Genomic DNA, 16,801 nt, shown 5'->3' with positions numbered 1-16,801 from the left:
TTTCCTCCTATTTTGTGAGTTTTTCTTTAACAATTTTTGCCACCAACGCGCCATCCGCAGCATTGCCGACCTTACCTTTTACCGCGCCAATAACTTGTCCCATTTTCTGAATTGAGACATCGTTCATACCCGCAATAACTTCTTCTACAATCTTCGAGATTTCCGCCTCGCCAAGTTGCTCTGGCAAAAATTCTCGTAAAATTTCCGCTTCTTTTTCTTCAGGTTCCGCCAATTCCGCACGGTCATTCTTTCGATATAAATCCGCACTTTCGACGCGCTTTTTCACTTCTTGAGCAACGACTTTTTCAATCTCAGCATCATCCAAGCCGTCTTCTCGCTTACCCAAAGAAACTTCTTCGTTTAAGATTGCTGCCTTTAGATTACGCAAAACATCACCACGAAAACGATCGCCGCTCAATAGAGCGGCTTTCATTTCACTAGTAATGCGCTCTTTTAGCGCAGACATTAACGCACCCCTAGGCGCATTTTTGCCGTTTTTTCAGCTCGTCGCTCGCGGCGAATAATAGCTTTTTTACGACGCTCGGTCTTTGAAATTGGTTTTTCAAAACGCATAACGCTCTTAGCTCGAGCCAAAACACCGCTTTGCAAAACCCTGCGGTTGAAACGACGAATGATATTTTCGTTCGCTTCCTTCTGATCTTTACGTGTTACTTGTACCATACTGCAAACATTATAACAGATAAGAAACTATTTGCCAACTAGGTTTAGTTAAGGTTGCCATAAATAATCTTGAAATCCACTTCTTGGCTACCGTTAACATCTATTGCCGATATAACATACACCTCGCGTATTGGGTAGAGCTCTCCATCTGGAAATTTCTCAAGTACTGGGCACGTGAATTTATACGACTTATGACTTCTATCCGCATCCACAACACACCTCGTTCTTGACAAGTCTATAAACACCTCCTCAGGTACGGAACGCTCTTCTACAGACATCTCTCCTCCATCATCTAGGGATGCTGTTGCTATAAGCCTTTTTGTATTAATTTTAACTGGAATAGGCTCATAACTATGTGCAGCCATTTCTTGTGCAGCTTTTGCGAATTCGTCCCAAGAACCAAATGGAACGCTCCCTAATAAGACAGCCTCTTTCCTAATGGTAGTTTTTTTAAGCTCTTCAGTTGCTTTCATTGCTAACGCACCCATTGTTCGCAACTCACCTTCCGTCAAACCTTCTCCACGCCCAATTTCAGTAAAATTTTCATAGTTTCTCATATTACCACAACTCCTAAAATCACCCTCTACTTAAAAAGTATTACTACACTATAATACACTACTCTACAAGTAATGAAACTATTACACCTAAGCCAAATGCAATAATCACCCTGCAAGCTTTAGGCGGACAAGGCGAGATCTTTAGTGCCAGCGCCATACACAATCGCTAACGCAGTAGGGTCGTTCATGACATTGTGAGTGTGGTTGTTCAAAATTCCATACAGTCCGACTTCAGCACTTGTCGACTTAGGCTCACCATTCACAATACCGACAATGCGAGCCACGTCACGCATATTAGTCAAATGACTACCTTCGGGTACAAATATAATAATATTGTTTCGGACATTTGGCGCGGCTTTCAATAAATCTTCTAATAAGCCATCATTGCTTAAGGCAAAAGGATCAGTAAGGAATTGCTGGCGCCAACCTTGTTTCGGCGAAGCAAACTCGACACTTGACTCTTCTGAGAGTTTACCAACTTCCTCAATAACTTTAGGATCTTCTCTCTGCAAAAACTCCAAGCCCAGTTTTTTTGCGCTTGGACTCAATGATTTCTTGCCGTAACGTATCAATTCCATGCCTTCTTTTACTATGAAATTCCACCCCAAAGCAACAACCCCCATTTTACGCGATCCCACCGGATCGAATAGTCGTAACTCATTAACCTTAGATTCCATGTGAGCAACTGACGACGTCGCAACACGACCACCCAAAGAATGCCCACCAACACTAACCTCGTCGAAATCTTTCGCGACATGGTCAATTACTGGACCAACATATTCCCCTAAGCTATCGTAGCTACCAGTCTTTCGTATCTCCTTACGAACAGACTCGGGCAGCATCCCAGAATTGCCCACTCCCGGCATATTCACAACCACAATAGCTGTATCCGGATTTCCGCACGCCAGAACGGAGGCTTCTCGAATTGCGACTGGATTATGGTCATCTCCTCCCCATCCATACAAAACAGCCTGAATCTTATTCGCATTTTCATTACCAAATATCGCGACTTCAAGCCCAACGCTGCCTAGTCCACTAAATACACGAATATAGCGCTGATCTCTCAGTTGTTCAACAGTCTTATTTATGTGGTTTGAATTGTAAGATTCCTCAGCCAAGCGACGCATATCTTCCTGCGTAGCAAGTTGTATAGTCTTTCCCTGTCTTAAGCCGCTATCAATCTTGGCGACCTGTAGACCATTCTCAAAGCCATAATCTGTAGGTTTAGATGACGGCACCCAAAGTGTTTCCGATTTCACAAGAACTTCACTCCAAATAAATTTAAACTATTGGATTTATTATACAATATATATCTAAGTAACGCAACTATTACACCTAAGCCAAATGCAATAATCGCCCCTCAACAGATCGCATTCCCTGCCATTCATTTACGGTCGGCTGGAACCAAGCAGACACTTCGTCGCCCACTTCACGGAAAAATTCTTCTGGTGCATTAAAAGCCAGCATTTGCAGCGCAACGTCATTTTTATCACGTAAGGTCAATTTCACGTGTTGCCCATCCGCACCCATTCTCCTCACATTTAAAACCGTCGCTTCAGTTATTTTCAATATAGGCTCCGCGTTACCATTGCCAAACGGCTCCATCTTCGCCAAATTATCAATCAGCTCCTCATTAATTTCCGAAAAATCGTCAATCTCAACGTCAGCTCTCGGCAACAAATATAATTCCTGATTTTTTAATTGCAGCGAATCGTAAAACTCATTCACTCGTCGCCTAAAATCGTCAATTCTCTCGGTCGCCAGCGTCACGCCCGCCGCCGCTCCGTGGCCACCACCTTTAATAATGATGTCGTCAGCTGCACGAACCGCGTCAGCCGCAGAAAAATCACCAAAACTTCGCGCCGAACCCGTAGCCTCGTCGCCACGCTCGCCAATTATAAAAACTGGCTTTTTGTATTTCTCAACCAACTTTGACGCCACAATTCCGATAACCCCGTGATTCCAATTGTCACTATTCACTACCAAAACTCGATCATCAGTCATATTGTCCGCCTGCTGGCAAGCTTCGTCAAAAATCTCGTCCTGAATACTGCGACGCTTAATGTTCAATTCTTCCAATTTTTCACTAGCCTCCAACGCCTCCAGTCCGTCACTCGCCGTCAGCATATCCAGAGCATATTGCGCCGTTTCCAGCCTACCCGCCGCGTTCATTCGCGGACCCAGACCAAATCCCAGATGTCTAGCATTAACCTTCTCTGGATCAATTCCCGCCACCGACATCAACGCCTTCAAACCAGGACGCCTCTGCTTTTTCAAAACCTCCAAGCCCCAATAGACATTCGCCCTATTTTCATCCGCCAACGTAACTATGTCGCAAACCGTCCCCAGCGCCACCAGATCCAATAGCCACTTCTCGTAACCATCCGGCAACCCGTTCAGTTCAGTTTGTAGAGCTTGCACCAGTTTAAACGCCACACCTGCACCACACAAATCGCGGAAAGGATATTTATGACCAGGAAACTTAGGGTTAACCGCAGCAATACTCGGTGGTGGAGTCTCAGCAACATTATGGTGATCAGTCACCACCGTATCAATCCCCAAACTCGACGCATATTCAATTTCCGCATGACACAAACTTCCCGTATCAACCGTGACAATTAAATCCGCGCCCATATTTCGCACCTTATCAACGGCACCCATCGTCATTCCGTAGCCCTCAACAAACCGGTTCGGAATAAATGCGCCAACTTCCTTAAAGCCAAACTTACCAAACGCATCCAATAAAATTGCCGTTGCACTCAGCCCGTCAATATCGTAATCGCCATAAATAACAATTTTCTCACCCTCAGCATGCGCCTTTTTCAAGCGGTCCACAGCTTTTCTCATATCTGGCAATAAAAACGGATCGTGTTTTACTGACACGTAATTCGGATGTAAAAATTCCTCACGCGCCGCACGCGTAGTCAAGCCTCGAGCCGCTAAAATTTTCTCAAATAATGTCATTAGTCTTTATCAGCCATGCCGCGCTTTGATCGCGCTGAATATTGCTGAGATTTAATCACCATACTTTGCAATTCCTTAAAAATTGGGAATTGTTTATTAGTGAAATACGTACGTGAGTTACCTTGCTTTTCACTCTGCAAAAATCCAACCTTTTCTAGTCGCTTCAATTCTCGTTGAATGTTTCCAGGATCTTCCTTAATTAGCTTTGCTAATCCGCGAACATGTGTGTGAAAATCAGGATACTTAGCGTATACTACTACAATTTTTCGCCGCACCCTAGATGTAATAAAAACGTCTAACATAACCTCCCTAACGCATCTTTCTTAATTAAAGTTTATCACAATTTTACAACACCCGACAAGTTTTTTACTTCCAATTCAAAATAACCTGGTTAATTTTCGCTATCGTTTCCTCTTTGGATGGCAACGTATTGTCCTCGTAATAATGATTTAATCCCATAAAATTCTCCTTCACGTCCAAGATATGCATTTCGTCAACCGTCATATGCAATTTATCCACCGCCGCCACGCCACAAAACGGCACCGCAATCACCAACTTCTCAATCCGAACAGACTTCAGAAAACTTAAAGCCACATCCAAAACCGACAAATCATCGCCAAAACCATCACTCGCCAAAATCACCACCCGATCCTTCAGCATATCCTTATCGATGATTCCACCATCACCCAAAAGCCTATTCATTTTCTGATGAGCCTCGCGCTTTTTTTCCTCCAGATAACCGTGAAATTCACTAGTATATTCATTAATTTCACCGTCAGAAAATTGGCTATTATACGTAAATTGCCCAGACTGCGACATCGCCCCGATGCTTAAACTTTCCCCGGGGATCTCAATCCCTTCACTCAGCAGCATCATGAGAACACAGTGAAGCTTCACTGCAATTTGCTCACCAATCAACACGCCACCTTCTCCAATTGCAACCACCGCGCAGTTTTCATAGCGATACTTTTCCAGCACTTGATCAGCCAGAATTGCCCCAGCCTGCGAACGACTCTCAAAATACATATGCTTATTTTAGCATTTTTTTCGCGATATAATATAAACATGCATTACTATTTGGTTTCGCCAACAAGAATCGTCCGCGCCGACGCAAGTTCGTTTACGTATTCTTCAGAGGAAAGACTGCCGACCGGAATGATTGTTGCTATAGAAATCGGTAAAATCAATGCTATTGGCGTAGTTCTACAAGAAGTTCGCCAGCCCGATTTTGAAGTCAAGCCAATTAGTAAAATCATTGAAGAATATCCCTTGCCAATCGAACTCGTTCAAACCGCCATATGGATGAGTAAATATTACGCTACACACCAAGCGACCGTCTGGCAAACAATTTTACCCAGCGGTTTATCCAAAAAACGTCGCTCAATTAGCCAGTCCACCCCAGTTAATCCAGCAGAAAATCGAACAAAAAATGTATTCACTGATGAGCAAAAAGTAGCCCTCCAGACCATCGAAAATCTCCATTCCGGAACGGCACTTTTACACGGCGTAACTGGCTCAGGAAAAACTCTAGTATACATAGAAGCCGTAAAACAAGCCTTAAAAGAAGAGCGATCGGCAATAATCTTAGTCCCCGAAATTGCCCTGACTTCGCAACTAGTTGCTGAGTTCTCTGCTCATCTACCAAATGTCATAGTTACCCATTCCAAGCAAACCGAAGCTCAACGATATGCAATCTGGAAAAGAGTTATTAGCTCAAACGATCCGGTAATAATCATCGGTCCACGATCTGCCCTTTTTGCGCCCGTGCAACAACTTGGACTTGTGGTAATTGACGAGTGTCATGAACCGAGCTTCAAGCAAGAGCAATCCCCTCGATATTCAGCCCTCCGCGTCGCCTCAATCCTTACAAATCAACATCGCGGCAAGCTAATTCTAGGTAGCGCTACTCCAGCAGTTGCCGACTATTACATTGCCAAAAAATCAAATACACCAATCATTACAATGACAAAACCAGCAAGGCCAGACACCGTTTCCCCTAACGTGACGCTGGTCGACATGACAAAGCGCAACAATTTTACTCAACATCAATTCCTCTCTGACCCGCTTCTGAAATCTATAAACACAGCTCTATCAAAAAATGAGCAAGTTCTTATTTTTCACAATCGACGCGGCACAGCATCAATCACATTATGCGATAACTGCGGCTGGCAGGCTGGCTGCCCACGTTGTTTTATTCCGCTCACCCTGCACGCGGATAGCCATAAATTATCATGCCATATTTGCGGCTTTTCGACCAAAGTTCCTACTAGTTGTCCTGAGTGTAAAAACGCTGACATCATCCACAAAGGCATCGGAACTAAGCGAATTGAAGACGAATTACAGAGGTTATTCCCGAATAAAAAAATTGCTCGATTTGATAAAGACACCGATTTGAAGGCTACCGTGGACGAGCGTTATGATGAACTGAAAAATGGCGAAATAGATATAATTATCGGCACGCAAGTTATCGCCAAAGGACTAGATTTGCCACATTTAACAGTCGTCGGAGTCGTTCAGGCTGACACCGGACTTTCTCTCCCTGACTATTCATCGCCCGAACGAACATTTCAATTGCTCGCCCAAGTCGTCGGCCGCGTCGGCAGGTCAAGCACACCAACAGAAGTTGTCGTCCAGTCGTATCAGCCAAATCACCCATCCATCACAAACGGACTATCTCAAAACTATGCAGAATTTTATCAAAGAACCATATCTCAACGACAAAAAACCAACTTTCCACCTTTCACTTATCTATTAAAATTAACTTGCGTTTATAAAACCGAAGCCGCCGCCATAAGGAACGCGAAAAAATTGTCCGAATTATTAAAATCCAATTTTGATAACATTGAAGTTTTTGGACCAACGCCCGCTTTTTATGAGCACGTCCGCGATACATATCGATGGCAAATCGTAGTAAAAAGTCCCAAACGACAAGAGCTTCTTGACGTCTTAAATTTCCTGCCATCGTCACACTGGCAGTACGAGCTTGACCCTGTAAGTCTACTGTAATTTCTGGTATAATTATAGCAATGACAAAAGACGATATTATCACATTACCAAATCCACATCTTCGCCAAAAATCATCGAAAATCCACGTAATTACTAATGACGTTGTAAAACTGGCAGACGAAATGACCGCAGCTGCACTAGATTGGGAGGATTCCAGGCCTCATGAAATTAGTGCTGCCCTGGCTGCTGTGCAAGTCGATAAATTAGAGCGTGTTGTGATTGTTCGAGCCGACTTTGAAAGAAAATCAACTCGCGATTTCATCACTCTTATCAATCCAGAAATCGTGAAATATGAAGGCGAAGTTGTTGAAGACTTTGAGGGATGCTTAAGCGTTAAAAGCATTTACGGAAAAGTTCCTCGCTACAGTAAAATTCGCGTAAAAGCCATGAATTTAGATGGCGAAGAAGTGCGAATTAAAGCCGAAGGATTTTTGGCGCGCGTATTGCAGCACGAGATAGACCACTGTAATGGATTAGTTTTTATAGACCATATTAAGGATAAAAAAGATGCTTTTTATACGCTCGACGAGAAAGGCGAGTTGCAACCGCTAGATTATGACAAAGACATCGCCGAAAATAGTATTCTTTGGGACTGAAAATTACAGCCTAATCACCTTAGAAGCTCTCGTTGAAGAGGGATTTAACGTTGTTTGCGTTATTACCAAACCCGACACCAAGCGCGGTCGTGGACACAAACTTACTGAACCTCCAGTAAAAACATTCGCTAAATCTCACAATATTCCAGTTTTGCAGCCAAGCAAAGTCAGTGAAATTACCGACTACATAAAACAACTTCAGCCAGTAACAGGCGTTTTGGTTGCATACGGAAAAATCATTCCCCAGTCAATTATCGACTTATTTACACCGGTAATTATCAATGTCCACCCTTCTCTACTACCAAAATATCGAGGACCTTCACCCATTGAATCAGCTATAGCCAATAGAGATACCGAAACTGGCATATCAATAATGCAACTTGATAGTAAAATGGATGCCGGCCCCATATACACCCAAACTCGGCAAACCCTCACTGGAAAAGAAACAAAGTTCGAATTATACGACAAACTATTCCATGAGGGCACTTTTCTGCTAATAAAAAACCTGCCAAACATCATCAATGGGAGTCTTCAACCAACACCACAGGGCAACTCTCAGGCTTCATACTGTCAATTATTAAACAAGGACAATTCATGGCTCGATACGGAACGTATGACCGCCGCCGAAGCCGAAGCTCACGTTCGCGCACACCTAGGGTTTCCGCGTAGCCGAATGACAATTGACGATCGAGATATCATCATCACGAAATCTCATTGCGACAAAACTCCGAATTCTCATCTTGATAAAAAATTCGCCGACGGCAACTATTTAATTATCGACGAGCTCATTGCGCCCAGCGGAAAAACAATGACCGCTGAAGATTACCTAAGAGGCTACAAATAAAAAATAACCCCACATAAGGGGTTATTTTATTGTCCACATAAAATTACGCTTGGACTGAGCCTAAAATAGCATCTTTATTCGCTATAATTTCCTTTTTCAAGTCAGCCATCACTGCAGCCACAACGTCACGATAATCTGGTCGATTGACCTCTAGCCACTTAGTAGCTGCAAATTCATCCTTCAGACGCGGATCATCAACTGGCAGACCTGAAGCTTGTGACATTTTCTGCAACATTGGTTCCTGCTGATAATTAGGCGCATGTTTCGCTAGAAAATCATCCACAGAACCAGGAGTTTTATCGATAATTCCTGCAAACTCCTCCAACTGAGCATCGCTCATTCCCTGACTTAATCGTTCGCCAACTCGAAGCTCCAATTCGCTATAAATATGCTGTAACAACGATTTTTGCTGATCTTCCGGCAACTGGCCCAGCCCCAATTCTTTAAGAAATTCTTCATTTAGTTGGAACATAGTCCTCCTTTTCTTTCGTCTATATAATTAAGTTAAATTATACCAGTAACTGTTTAATATTACTATCCACGCATCATATTCAGCGCGTCATTGTATAATTTTTGTAGCTCAACCATAGTCTCATTCATCGAGGTTTGAACAATTTCCGTTAAATTAACGCCATTATTTGCACACCAGTTCAATACCACAGAAACATCGTCACCATCCAGTAATTCCATAAACTCATCCAGCTTCGCTTCGCCAACAGCCAGTAAAATCTTCCTTGTAATCTTATCCTGGACACTGTTAGCGACGTCTTCCCTCATCTGTTCCTTTTTATCCGCAGGCAATGATCCAAAACCAGCCTGTGCTAAGAATTCGTCAGTAATTTCAAACATTTTTTTATCTCCTTGTTTATTTTATTTTAATTTAATTAACGAATTGACTAAATATTTTTACTAGCCCCTTCGTATCACTAACTCCATCTACTACAACAGAGAACGAACCGTTGGGATTGTTAATTATGTCTACTGTATAGCCATTATCTCTAAGCACATCTACTGTATGCATTATACCGCTCGTGCCATTACCCTCACCATAAACGCTCTCTGCCCATTGCCACAGAAATTCGTGCTTACTTGGATCATACCCGTATAAACTGTCGAGTCCAGGGGTATAGTTGCCTACAGGGTTAGCAGACCCGGGTTTAGTATTATTTGCTTTTTCAAGAAGATGGGCCTTAAGCTCTTTACCGCCAGATTGCGACGCACTATCCCCAGTAGCGTGTGCAGAGTTAGCCCAGTCGCCAACAAATTTACCAGCATAACCGCCCAGAGCAAAGCCGACGCTAAACCTACCCATTGCCCAACTCATTCGCTTACGCAAATCATCTTGCCTTTCTACACTTGCATTGTGAAGCTCGCCAATTGACCCACTCACTGTGTGATCAATGACGTCACCAACGTCCATACCCTTTACGTCAGCCCTAAACAGCTTTCCTAGACGCTCAATAGGAATTTCAGACAAGATGTCTTTATCGCGGCGATCTTCCAACGCGCCCAGTTTTGCCAAGTTAGCGACACCTACGCCTGCAGCAAGACCCACTGCCGTCGTAATAGGCCATGTAGCAACAGACCCTACTATAGCACCGCCTACAAGACCAGCACCGCCCTGCTTTACAGTCTGAGAAATCTTTCCGCCCTTATTAATCCATTTACCTAGCTTAGAAAGTACCTTTCTGACTGGAGATTGGCTGTCTAGTTTTTCACTGTATGCTTCCCTTATCTCTCTCGACACCCTCTGCATGTCCTCAAACACAGCATGAGCTATCTCTTCAGCTAATTTAGCCTGATCTTCTTCTGATCCTTGTTTTACTGCCTCAATCTTTTCAGAGAATTGGAAGCGCATATATTCAAGCTCACACCTCTTCAGCTCCTCAGCAGCAGCATCGAGTTTTTTACGACGCTCCTCACCACCAAAGTTCTCCTTAAAGAAATGCGTTTCATACTTGACGCCAGCCTTAACATATCTTATCCTGGCGACTTTAAGATTAGTAGCGACTTCGTGTTCTTCTGGACTTATCTCTTTTACTGGAGCCTCTCCAGTGTTAGAATTTGAATCTTTTACCTGCTCATCTTTGCTTAACTCAGCAGCGCCAGACTCTTGACCACTTTTAGCTGAGTTGACGTCATCTTTTCGATCGTTTTTTTCAGAAGACGATCCATATACTCTATCCAATATTTCATCAGCTTCCTCTTTAGATATATTTGGATTATCTATCAATTCATCTAGAGTTTTCGGCTCATGTGCAGTCCCATACGCATTTTTTAGTATTTTATCAGCCTTACTCTTAGGAACATCTCCGTATATCAAATCGTCTAGAGAATAATATTTAGATTCATTTTCAGATACGTCTACTGGCTTTTCTGGGGTACTAGTATTTTTACCTTCGACTTCCGGTTCATCTACACTAGAAGTCTCCCCTTCTAAAGTGTCTTCAGTGGCGGCTGCGTCCCTCGCCTTATCCTTCTGCTTATTTCTAGCTATATCATCAAGTGTAGGTTTAGACGGCTCAGAAACTTCTGGCGCCAAGCTATCATTAACAGCATATTCATCAGAGTCCCTGCCAATCATTGTCCTCCAAGTCCTTTTTACTGCTCCTGCAGCTTTAGCTGCAACCCGACCCAATCTTCTAAGCACAGAAGGCGGCTTCTCGGAATTGTTTTCGACGTCTGGACGTCCTTCGGGTGTTTTGCTCATTTTGTGGTGGTTTCCTTTCGCCTTCTGCATGCAGAATGGCAATAAACTTATGTATATCTAAGATACTATCATAAATACACAAAAAAGTCAATACTTAGAACAGTCTACCCCAGAGTTTTCTTCACTAATTCCCTAGTAAAGAACTCCAGCTTGTCGCCAATTTCTAAGGTAATTTTTTTCTTTGTCCTAAGACTCAGCCCGCACATTTCACCCTCAAAGACCTCTTTTGCCTCTTGTTGCTGACGTTGTACGGAAGAAACCTCAACCTCGGCAATTTGCTCTCCGCCACGTTTTACGCGCGCCAGCAAGTCCTTAGCGATTTTACCGCGCTTCACTTCACCGCCGGCAATCACTTCTTCGCGCATCGTCCTAAATACACCCTTAATTTCCAGCTCACCAATTTCAGTTTCAACGATTTCTGGCGCTAGCAAAGCCTCCATTGAAGCCTTAGCGTCATCCAATAGTTCATAAATTACCTTAAAAATTCGCACTTCCACATGTTCACGCGCCGCTAATCGCTTAACCGCTGGTGGCAAATCGACATTAAAGCCATAAATCACCGTATTTTCACCGACCGCCAAATGAATATCGTTCTCGGAAATATTGCCAACGCCAGTTCCGACAACATGAAGCTCAACTTCGCCATTCGTGTCAATCAGCTTCAAACTATCAACCACAGACGTTACCGAACCCTGAACATCAGCCTTAACGATTACGTTAAATTCTTCCGCATCAAGCTTTCGGTTCATCATCTTAAGAATATCTGCGCCAGTAACATTGGTTGTGGCTGCCATTTTCTCTTGTTCAATTTTAGCCTTTTGCGCCAAATTGCGAGCCTCTTTTTCGCTCTTCGCAATCTCAAATCCATCACCGAATTGTGGCAATTCCTTAAATCCGGTCATATTCACTGGCATACTCGGACCGGCATCTTTAACGGTTTTACCACGGAAATCTTGAAGCGTTCGAACTCGCCCGTAAGCCGTCCCAGCAACCAGATAATGACCAGGCCTCAAATGACCGTTCTCCACTAACAAGCCAACTACGGCGCCACGACCAGTTTCCATGTGTGCCTCAATAACCAAACCTTCAGCCGGAACATCTTCATCTGCACGCAAATCTTCCATATCCGCCACCAATAAAACCATATCCAAAAGCTTATCTAAGTTCTGACCAGTTTTTGCGCTAACCTCAACCATCACAGTGTCGCCACCCCATTCTTCAGGATTCAAGCCATGCTCAGATGCCAATTGAGTCTTTACCAGTTGCGGATTGGCTGCTTCTTTATCAATCTTATTAATTGCCACCACAATTTTAGCGTTAGCTGACCTGGCAAATCGAATAGCTTCAACAGTCTGAGGCTTAACTCCATCATCTGCTGCCACCACGATAATCACCACATCGGTCAGTGTAGCTCCGTGCTGCCTTAGCGCCGCAAAAGCCTCATGACCTGGAGTGTCCAATAAAGTGATAGTCCGTCCGTTACGTTGAGCTTGATAAGCGCTAATATGCTGAGTAATTCCTCCGGCTTCACTGGCCGCTGTTTTCTTATCAAGAATTGCGTCTAGTAAACTCGTTTTACCATGGTCAACATGCCCCATCACAGCTACAATTGGCGGACGAGGAACTGCCTTATCTGACAATTTGTGCGCATGATGATGAATTTCCGCAGAAACCGTCTTTCGCTTCAGTTGCACATCCAGCCCCAATTCTTCAACAATAATCTGCGCAGTCTCAAAATCTAGTCGCTGATTAATTGTCGCAGCAATTCCGTTCTTAAACAATTCACCAATCAGCGTAGTTACTGACAATCCCAGAGTTTCGGCCAACTCGCCAACCGTTACCGAATCCGCAATATTGACGATTTTTTCTGCCATAATAAGCTCCTCTCACCTCTGGGCGTAACTACGCTTCAGGGGATTTGTATTATTTTTTCTTTGATGATTTGCCGAGTGAAAGAGAAATCTTACGATTTTCCTTATCGATATCCAAAACCGTAAATTCTTTACGCTCGTTCAATGTAAATACTTTTTCAGGATCAGTACCGTCACCGCCAAGCTCTGACACGTGGACCAAAGCTTCAACCGCTGGACTCAACTGTACGAATGCACCAAATGGAGTAATTCGAGTTACAGTTCCCTCAACTTTTTCACCAGGCTTAAATTGCTCAACTTCATCCAACCATGGATCTTTGGTCAATTGCTTCATACTCAAGCTCAAGCGTTCTTTGTCAATTGCAATAATCTTAGCTTCGATAGTTTGACCAACTTTCACATAGTCAGATGGATTATTAACACGCTCCCAGCTAATTTCTGAGATGTGAATCAAACCTTCAATGCCTTCAACATTAACGAACACGCCAAAGTCGACAACACCCGTAACAACACCCGTAACCGTGTCACCAATTGCCAACTTCTGGAATCGCTCTGCCAAGCCTTCTTTAACCGCCTCTTTTTCAGAGAAGATCAATTTGTTAGCTTTTCGGTCAGCATCCAAGATTCGCGCCTTGATATCTTTCTTTACTAAGCTATTCAATCGTTGCAAGATTTCGTCCTTGTCGCTAGAACCTACACGAGGATAGTGTTCAGCCGACAATTGCGATACTGGCAAGAATCCGCGAATACCTTCGTATTCAACTAGTAGTCCACCGCGGTTAGCGTCGTATGGCACAACGGTGATGATTTCACCAGATTCCAATTTAGCCATAACTTCATCCCAACCACGATCTTTCGCAGCCTTGCGCAATGAAAGTAGCGAATAGCCATCTTCCAATTCGGTATCAATTACGCTAGCAATTACTGAATCGCCAACATTGTAGTTCTTTGAAAGGCTAACTTCGCGGCGTGGAACCAAGCCAACGCCCAAAGGTCCTAAATCGATTAAAATTTCGTGCTTCTTTACTGACAAAACAGTACCGTCAACTGTTTCACCGACAGTAAGTTGTTTAACACTATCACCTGCTTGAGCCAGCAAGTCATCCATTGTAATTTTGGCATCTGCCATAAGTCTTCTAAAGACCCCTTCCTTAAAATTGATATTATTCTTCAGGGACATAATAAAAATATCCCCACAGATTATCACAATTATATCACAATAGATAGATAGAAGTCAAAGCTAGATCAGATAGCGAGATCGTTGATAAGCTACCGTCAAAAACGTCAAAATACCAAAAGCCACTGCAGAAATAGCCACATCTTCTGGTCCAGTTTTTGGCAATCCTTTATCAGATTGCTTGGAAGGAGTAGATGGAGCTGGCGTTGTAGATGATGGTGACTGCTGAGGGTGAGAAGATTCAGGTGTAGGAGTTGTCTTTTTCGACTCTTCAGTCTTCACGTCGGTTCGCGCCTCACCTCTTCCGCCCGACTGACTATTCGTTTTTTGATCTGCAGATTGCTGAGATGTGTTGTTTTGTGAATTCTTATTACCACTTTCTGATGCTACCAAATCGCTAGAAATTGGAGACCCATCTTGCGACAAATTATTCTGCCTAATTCCGTAAAGAACAGCCAAAGATATAGCCACTAAAATAGCACCTACTATTACAAAAACTCCAATTGATCCAGTCTGATTTACTCGCTTCATATTACATCTCCACTCAAATTTTCTTTATTATATCATAATAACCTCTTATAAGTAAAGCTGGTGATATAATAAGAATATGATTATTACGGTTGACACAGGTGGGACCAAAACATTAGTAGCCAGCTTTGACGAGGAAAAAAATCCTAAGCATATCATTAAATTCCCCACCCCTAAAAACGTAGACCAATACATTCAACGCGTTGCCGATCAAATTCACCTGATTACGAATGATAAGCCAATTGACGCAATCTCTGTGGCTCTGCCAGGAGTAGTCAAAGACGGCGTGGCAGTGTGGTGCCAAAACCTCGGCTGGAAAAATCAACCTATCCGCGAGCTACTTTCCCGATATTTTCCTAATATACCAATATTCATTGCAAATGACGCCAATATGGCAGGACTGGCAAGTATGCTCAGATTGCCCAAAACTCCCAGATGCGGTCTATACATCACCCTGGGGACCGGCGTTGGCACTTCCCTGATCCTGGATGGAAATCTACATAAAGAACTTAGCGACTGCGAAGGCGGACATATGTCTTTGAATTACAATGGCAAGATTACCACCTGGGAAGAGATTGCTGCGGGTAGAGTTTTACAGAGAATTTTTGGCGAATTATCATCAGACACACCCCTGGAAGTCTGGGAAGAGGTCGCCAATAGGATAAAAGCTGGATTGCAACCGCTCATTGCCTTTACGCAACCAGATGTCGTTGTTATTGGCGGGAGCGTGGGAGTATTCACATCCTATTTTTCAGATATTTTAAGCGGGCTTCTGGCAGAAAACTTACCCGCCGCCATATCAGTACCAAAAATAATCAGCGCCCCTAACCCAGAAGAAATTGTATTATACGGATGTTATGACAATGCTATCAGTCAGCTTGCCTCAAATTAAACACGATTTCCCAGAACTGCAGCTCAAGGAGGGTGAAGTATTTTCCTGGAACCCCAATTCACAAACAGTCTATTACGAAAAATTAGATTCACAAGAAGACTTAGTGCAACTTTTACACGAAATCGCCCATGCTAAACTTGGTCATAAAAATTATCAACACGACATTCAGCTAATCGAAATGGAGAGATCCGCCTGGGAGTACGCCGTTAATACTTTGGCTCCAAAATACGGCTTAACTCTCAGTATGGACGACGATAATATTCAAGATTATTTGGATAGTTACAGGGACTGGCTACATAAACGTAGTCTTTGCCCTCAGTGTGGCGCAGTTGGACTACAGGCGACTGCCTCATCTTACAGATGCATTAATTGCCACTCAGAGTGGCGTGTAAATCAAGCAAAATCCTGCCAGCTTAAAAGATATCAAATAAAATAAGCCTCTTATACGGAGGCTAATTTTAAGAGATTGGAGCGGTCTTATTCTGCAATTTTTTGTACTGTCTTCTTAGTACGGCGTGAAATGCGTCCGCCCTTAGCACCAGCGATACGAGCCAAAGCTGGATTTGCAGCAAAGCCACCAGTTCGACCGTTTTTACCGCCCTTACGTCCGATTTTTGCGTAAAAATCTGGATCGCGAGCTAGATTTTTTTGAGCAGCCTTTAAGCCGCCAGCCTTTGTTCCTGCCATAGGAAGGTTTTCCTCCGTTTTTAAAAAAGATTTCCACATAAATTTAAATGGAAACCCTCACCTTTATATATCACACATGATATGTGTTATGTTTATATGCTAGCATATTACTAATACTTTGTCAATATTTACATAAGTAGTTTTTATTGTGAATAAAATATTGCATTTTACTGACACGTTAGCTATACTAATAAAGTCAGTTACTGACGGCACCTGTTGGAGCTTTAGAAATCATGAGTTCCACCACAAAAAATTCTCGTTTTCTGCGAGATTCGAGAAGAAAAATAT

The 16,801-nt window shown here is 43.2% G+C and carries 19 protein-coding genes; 5 read left to right on the top strand and 14 right to left on the bottom strand.

The window, feature by feature from the left end; translation table 11 throughout:
- Nucleotides 1-7: 7 nt before the first annotated feature.
- From LRM48_RS00840 to LRM48_RS00810, 7 genes are all read right to left on the bottom strand, one after another.
- Nucleotides 8-466, bottom strand: coding sequence for a GatB/YqeY domain-containing protein (locus LRM48_RS00840; protein WP_243812027.1), 459 nt, complete (start codon nucleotides 464-466; stop codon nucleotides 8-10).
- Nucleotides 466-681: a 30S ribosomal protein S21 gene (locus LRM48_RS00835; RefSeq protein WP_039326918.1), complete on the bottom strand. Its 216-nt coding sequence runs from the start codon at nucleotides 679-681 to the stop codon at nucleotides 466-468. Before LRM48_RS00835 ends, LRM48_RS00840 begins: the two co-directional genes overlap by 1 nt.
- Before the next feature lie 44 nt (nucleotides 682-725).
- Nucleotides 726-1,238, bottom strand: a complete 513-nt coding sequence (locus LRM48_RS00830; RefSeq protein ID WP_243812028.1) for a hypothetical protein — start codon at nucleotides 1,236-1,238, stop codon at nucleotides 726-728.
- Between the two features lie 119 nt (nucleotides 1,239-1,357).
- Complete coding sequence (locus tag LRM48_RS00825; protein ID WP_243812029.1) at nucleotides 1,358-2,497, bottom strand: alpha/beta hydrolase; 1,140 nt, start codon at nucleotides 2,495-2,497, stop codon at nucleotides 1,358-1,360.
- Between the two features lie 76 nt (nucleotides 2,498-2,573).
- A complete protein-coding gene (gene recJ / locus LRM48_RS00820; RefSeq protein ID WP_243812030.1) occupies nucleotides 2,574-4,202 on the bottom strand; it encodes a single-stranded-DNA-specific exonuclease RecJ in 1,629 nt (542 codons plus the stop codon).
- Nucleotides 4,202-4,504, bottom strand: a complete 303-nt coding sequence (locus LRM48_RS00815; protein WP_129632285.1) for an ArsR family transcriptional regulator — start codon at nucleotides 4,502-4,504, stop codon at nucleotides 4,202-4,204. The genes recJ and LRM48_RS00815 overlap by 1 nt, the downstream gene beginning before the upstream one ends.
- Nucleotides 4,505-4,568: 64 nt before the next feature.
- On the bottom strand, nucleotides 4,569-5,228 hold the full coding sequence (locus tag LRM48_RS00810; RefSeq protein ID WP_129632282.1) for a phosphoribosyltransferase: 660 nt from the start codon (nucleotides 5,226-5,228) through the stop codon (nucleotides 4,569-4,571).
- 39 nt (nucleotides 5,229-5,267) lie between these two features.
- Between LRM48_RS00810 and priA the strand changes: the two genes are divergently transcribed.
- The 3 genes from priA to fmt are packed head-to-tail and all read left to right on the top strand — an operon-like array spanning nucleotide 5,268 to nucleotide 8,648.
- Nucleotides 5,268-7,208 carry a replication restart helicase PriA gene (priA, locus tag LRM48_RS00805; protein ID WP_243812031.1) on the top strand — a complete coding sequence of 647 codons (1,941 nt, stop codon included), beginning with the start codon at nucleotides 5,268-5,270 and terminating at the stop codon, nucleotides 7,206-7,208.
- Between the two features lie 20 nt (nucleotides 7,209-7,228).
- Nucleotides 7,229-7,804, top strand: a complete 576-nt coding sequence (gene def / locus LRM48_RS00800) for a peptide deformylase (RefSeq protein ID WP_243812032.1) — start codon at nucleotides 7,229-7,231, stop codon at nucleotides 7,802-7,804.
- Nucleotides 7,764-8,648 carry a methionyl-tRNA formyltransferase gene (gene fmt, locus LRM48_RS00795; protein ID WP_243812033.1) on the top strand — a complete coding sequence of 295 codons (885 nt, stop codon included), beginning with the start codon at nucleotides 7,764-7,766 and terminating at the stop codon, nucleotides 8,646-8,648. Before def ends, fmt begins: the two co-directional genes overlap by 41 nt.
- Before the next feature lie 43 nt (nucleotides 8,649-8,691).
- Here the strand turns inward: fmt and LRM48_RS00790 are convergent, their stop codons facing one another.
- From LRM48_RS00790 to LRM48_RS00765, 6 genes are all read right to left on the bottom strand, one after another.
- Complete coding sequence (locus LRM48_RS00790; protein ID WP_243812034.1) at nucleotides 8,692-9,120, bottom strand: DUF5663 domain-containing protein; 429 nt, start codon at nucleotides 9,118-9,120, stop codon at nucleotides 8,692-8,694.
- A gap of 62 nt (nucleotides 9,121-9,182) precedes the next feature.
- Nucleotides 9,183-9,497 carry a DUF5663 domain-containing protein gene (locus LRM48_RS00785; RefSeq protein WP_243812035.1) on the bottom strand — a complete coding sequence of 105 codons (315 nt, stop codon included), beginning with the start codon at nucleotides 9,495-9,497 and terminating at the stop codon, nucleotides 9,183-9,185.
- A gap of 31 nt (nucleotides 9,498-9,528) precedes the next feature.
- Nucleotides 9,529-11,358, bottom strand: a complete 1,830-nt coding sequence (locus tag LRM48_RS00780; protein ID WP_243812036.1) for a hypothetical protein — start codon at nucleotides 11,356-11,358, stop codon at nucleotides 9,529-9,531.
- Nucleotides 11,359-11,462: 104 nt separating this feature from the next.
- Nucleotides 11,463-13,232, bottom strand: coding sequence for a translation initiation factor IF-2 (gene infB, locus LRM48_RS00775; RefSeq protein WP_243812037.1), 1,770 nt, complete (start codon nucleotides 13,230-13,232; stop codon nucleotides 11,463-11,465).
- Between the two features lie 49 nt (nucleotides 13,233-13,281).
- A complete protein-coding gene (locus LRM48_RS00770; protein WP_129635204.1) occupies nucleotides 13,282-14,358 on the bottom strand; it encodes a 30S ribosomal protein S1 in 1,077 nt (358 codons plus the stop codon).
- Between the two features lie 111 nt (nucleotides 14,359-14,469).
- The gene (locus LRM48_RS00765) at nucleotides 14,470-14,937 is read right to left on the bottom strand and encodes a hypothetical protein (protein ID WP_243812038.1); all 468 of its coding nucleotides are present in this window, start codon (nucleotides 14,935-14,937) and stop codon (nucleotides 14,470-14,472) included.
- A 76-nt stretch (nucleotides 14,938-15,013) separates the two neighbouring features.
- On the opposite strand from LRM48_RS00765, the gene LRM48_RS00760 reads away from it, so the two are divergent.
- Both LRM48_RS00760 and LRM48_RS00755 read left to right on the top strand, forming a co-directional pair.
- The gene (locus tag LRM48_RS00760; RefSeq protein WP_243812039.1) at nucleotides 15,014-15,826 is read left to right on the top strand and encodes an ROK family protein; all 813 of its coding nucleotides are present in this window, start codon (nucleotides 15,014-15,016) and stop codon (nucleotides 15,824-15,826) included.
- A complete protein-coding gene (locus tag LRM48_RS00755) occupies nucleotides 15,792-16,262 on the top strand; it encodes a DpnI domain-containing protein (protein WP_243812040.1) in 471 nt (156 codons plus the stop codon). Before LRM48_RS00760 ends, LRM48_RS00755 begins: the two co-directional genes overlap by 35 nt.
- Nucleotides 16,263-16,303: 41 nt before the next feature.
- On the opposite strand, the gene LRM48_RS00750 is transcribed toward LRM48_RS00755, so the two are convergent.
- The gene (locus LRM48_RS00750) at nucleotides 16,304-16,513 is read right to left on the bottom strand and encodes a general stress protein (RefSeq protein WP_129637339.1); all 210 of its coding nucleotides are present in this window, start codon (nucleotides 16,511-16,513) and stop codon (nucleotides 16,304-16,306) included.
- Nucleotides 16,514-16,801 lie beyond the last annotated feature (288 nt).

Source organism: Candidatus Nanosynbacter sp. TM7-008, from assembly GCF_022828245.2.
In the GTDB taxonomy this organism is placed as follows: Bacteria; Patescibacteriota; Saccharimonadia; order Saccharimonadales; family Saccharimonadaceae; genus Nanosynbacter.
This window is presented reverse-complemented; position numbering and strand designations above follow the sequence as displayed.

Coding starts and splice junctions, on each gene's coding strand:
- LRM48_RS00840 (WP_243812027.1), bottom strand. CDS start 466: ATGTCTGCGCTAAAAGAGCGCATTACTAGTGAAATGAAAGCCGCTCTA.
- LRM48_RS00835 (WP_039326918.1), bottom strand. CDS start 681: ATGGTACAAGTAACACGTAAAGATCAGAAGGAAGCGAACGAAAATATC.
- LRM48_RS00830 (WP_243812028.1), bottom strand. CDS start 1,238: ATGAGAAACTATGAAAATTTTACTGAAATTGGGCGTGGAGAAGGTTTG.
- recJ (WP_243812030.1), bottom strand. CDS start 4,202: ATGACATTATTTGAGAAAATTTTAGCGGCTCGAGGCTTGACTACGCGT.
- LRM48_RS00815 (WP_129632285.1), bottom strand. CDS start 4,504: ATGTTAGACGTTTTTATTACATCTAGGGTGCGGCGAAAAATTGTAGTA.
- LRM48_RS00810 (WP_129632282.1), bottom strand. CDS start 5,228: ATGTATTTTGAGAGTCGTTCGCAGGCTGGGGCAATTCTGGCTGATCAA.
- priA (WP_243812031.1), top strand. CDS start 5,268: ATGCATTACTATTTGGTTTCGCCAACAAGAATCGTCCGCGCCGACGCA.
- def (WP_243812032.1), top strand. CDS start 7,229: ATGACAAAAGACGATATTATCACATTACCAAATCCACATCTTCGCCAA.
- fmt (WP_243812033.1), top strand. CDS start 7,764: ATGACAAAGACATCGCCGAAAATAGTATTCTTTGGGACTGAAAATTAC.
- LRM48_RS00790 (WP_243812034.1), bottom strand. CDS start 9,120: ATGTTCCAACTAAATGAAGAATTTCTTAAAGAATTGGGGCTGGGCCAG.
- LRM48_RS00785 (WP_243812035.1), bottom strand. CDS start 9,497: ATGTTTGAAATTACTGACGAATTCTTAGCACAGGCTGGTTTTGGATCA.
- LRM48_RS00780 (WP_243812036.1), bottom strand. CDS start 11,358: ATGAGCAAAACACCCGAAGGACGTCCAGACGTCGAAAACAATTCCGAG.
- infB (WP_243812037.1), bottom strand. CDS start 13,232: ATGGCAGAAAAAATCGTCAATATTGCGGATTCGGTAACGGTTGGCGAG.
- LRM48_RS00770 (WP_129635204.1), bottom strand. CDS start 14,358: ATGGCAGATGCCAAAATTACAATGGATGACTTGCTGGCTCAAGCAGGT.
- LRM48_RS00765 (WP_243812038.1), bottom strand. CDS start 14,937: ATGAAGCGAGTAAATCAGACTGGATCAATTGGAGTTTTTGTAATAGTA.
- LRM48_RS00760 (WP_243812039.1), top strand. CDS start 15,014: ATGATTATTACGGTTGACACAGGTGGGACCAAAACATTAGTAGCCAGC.
- LRM48_RS00755 (WP_243812040.1), top strand. CDS start 15,792: ATGACAATGCTATCAGTCAGCTTGCCTCAAATTAAACACGATTTCCCA.
- LRM48_RS00750 (WP_129637339.1), bottom strand. CDS start 16,513: ATGGCAGGAACAAAGGCTGGCGGCTTAAAGGCTGCTCAAAAAAATCTA.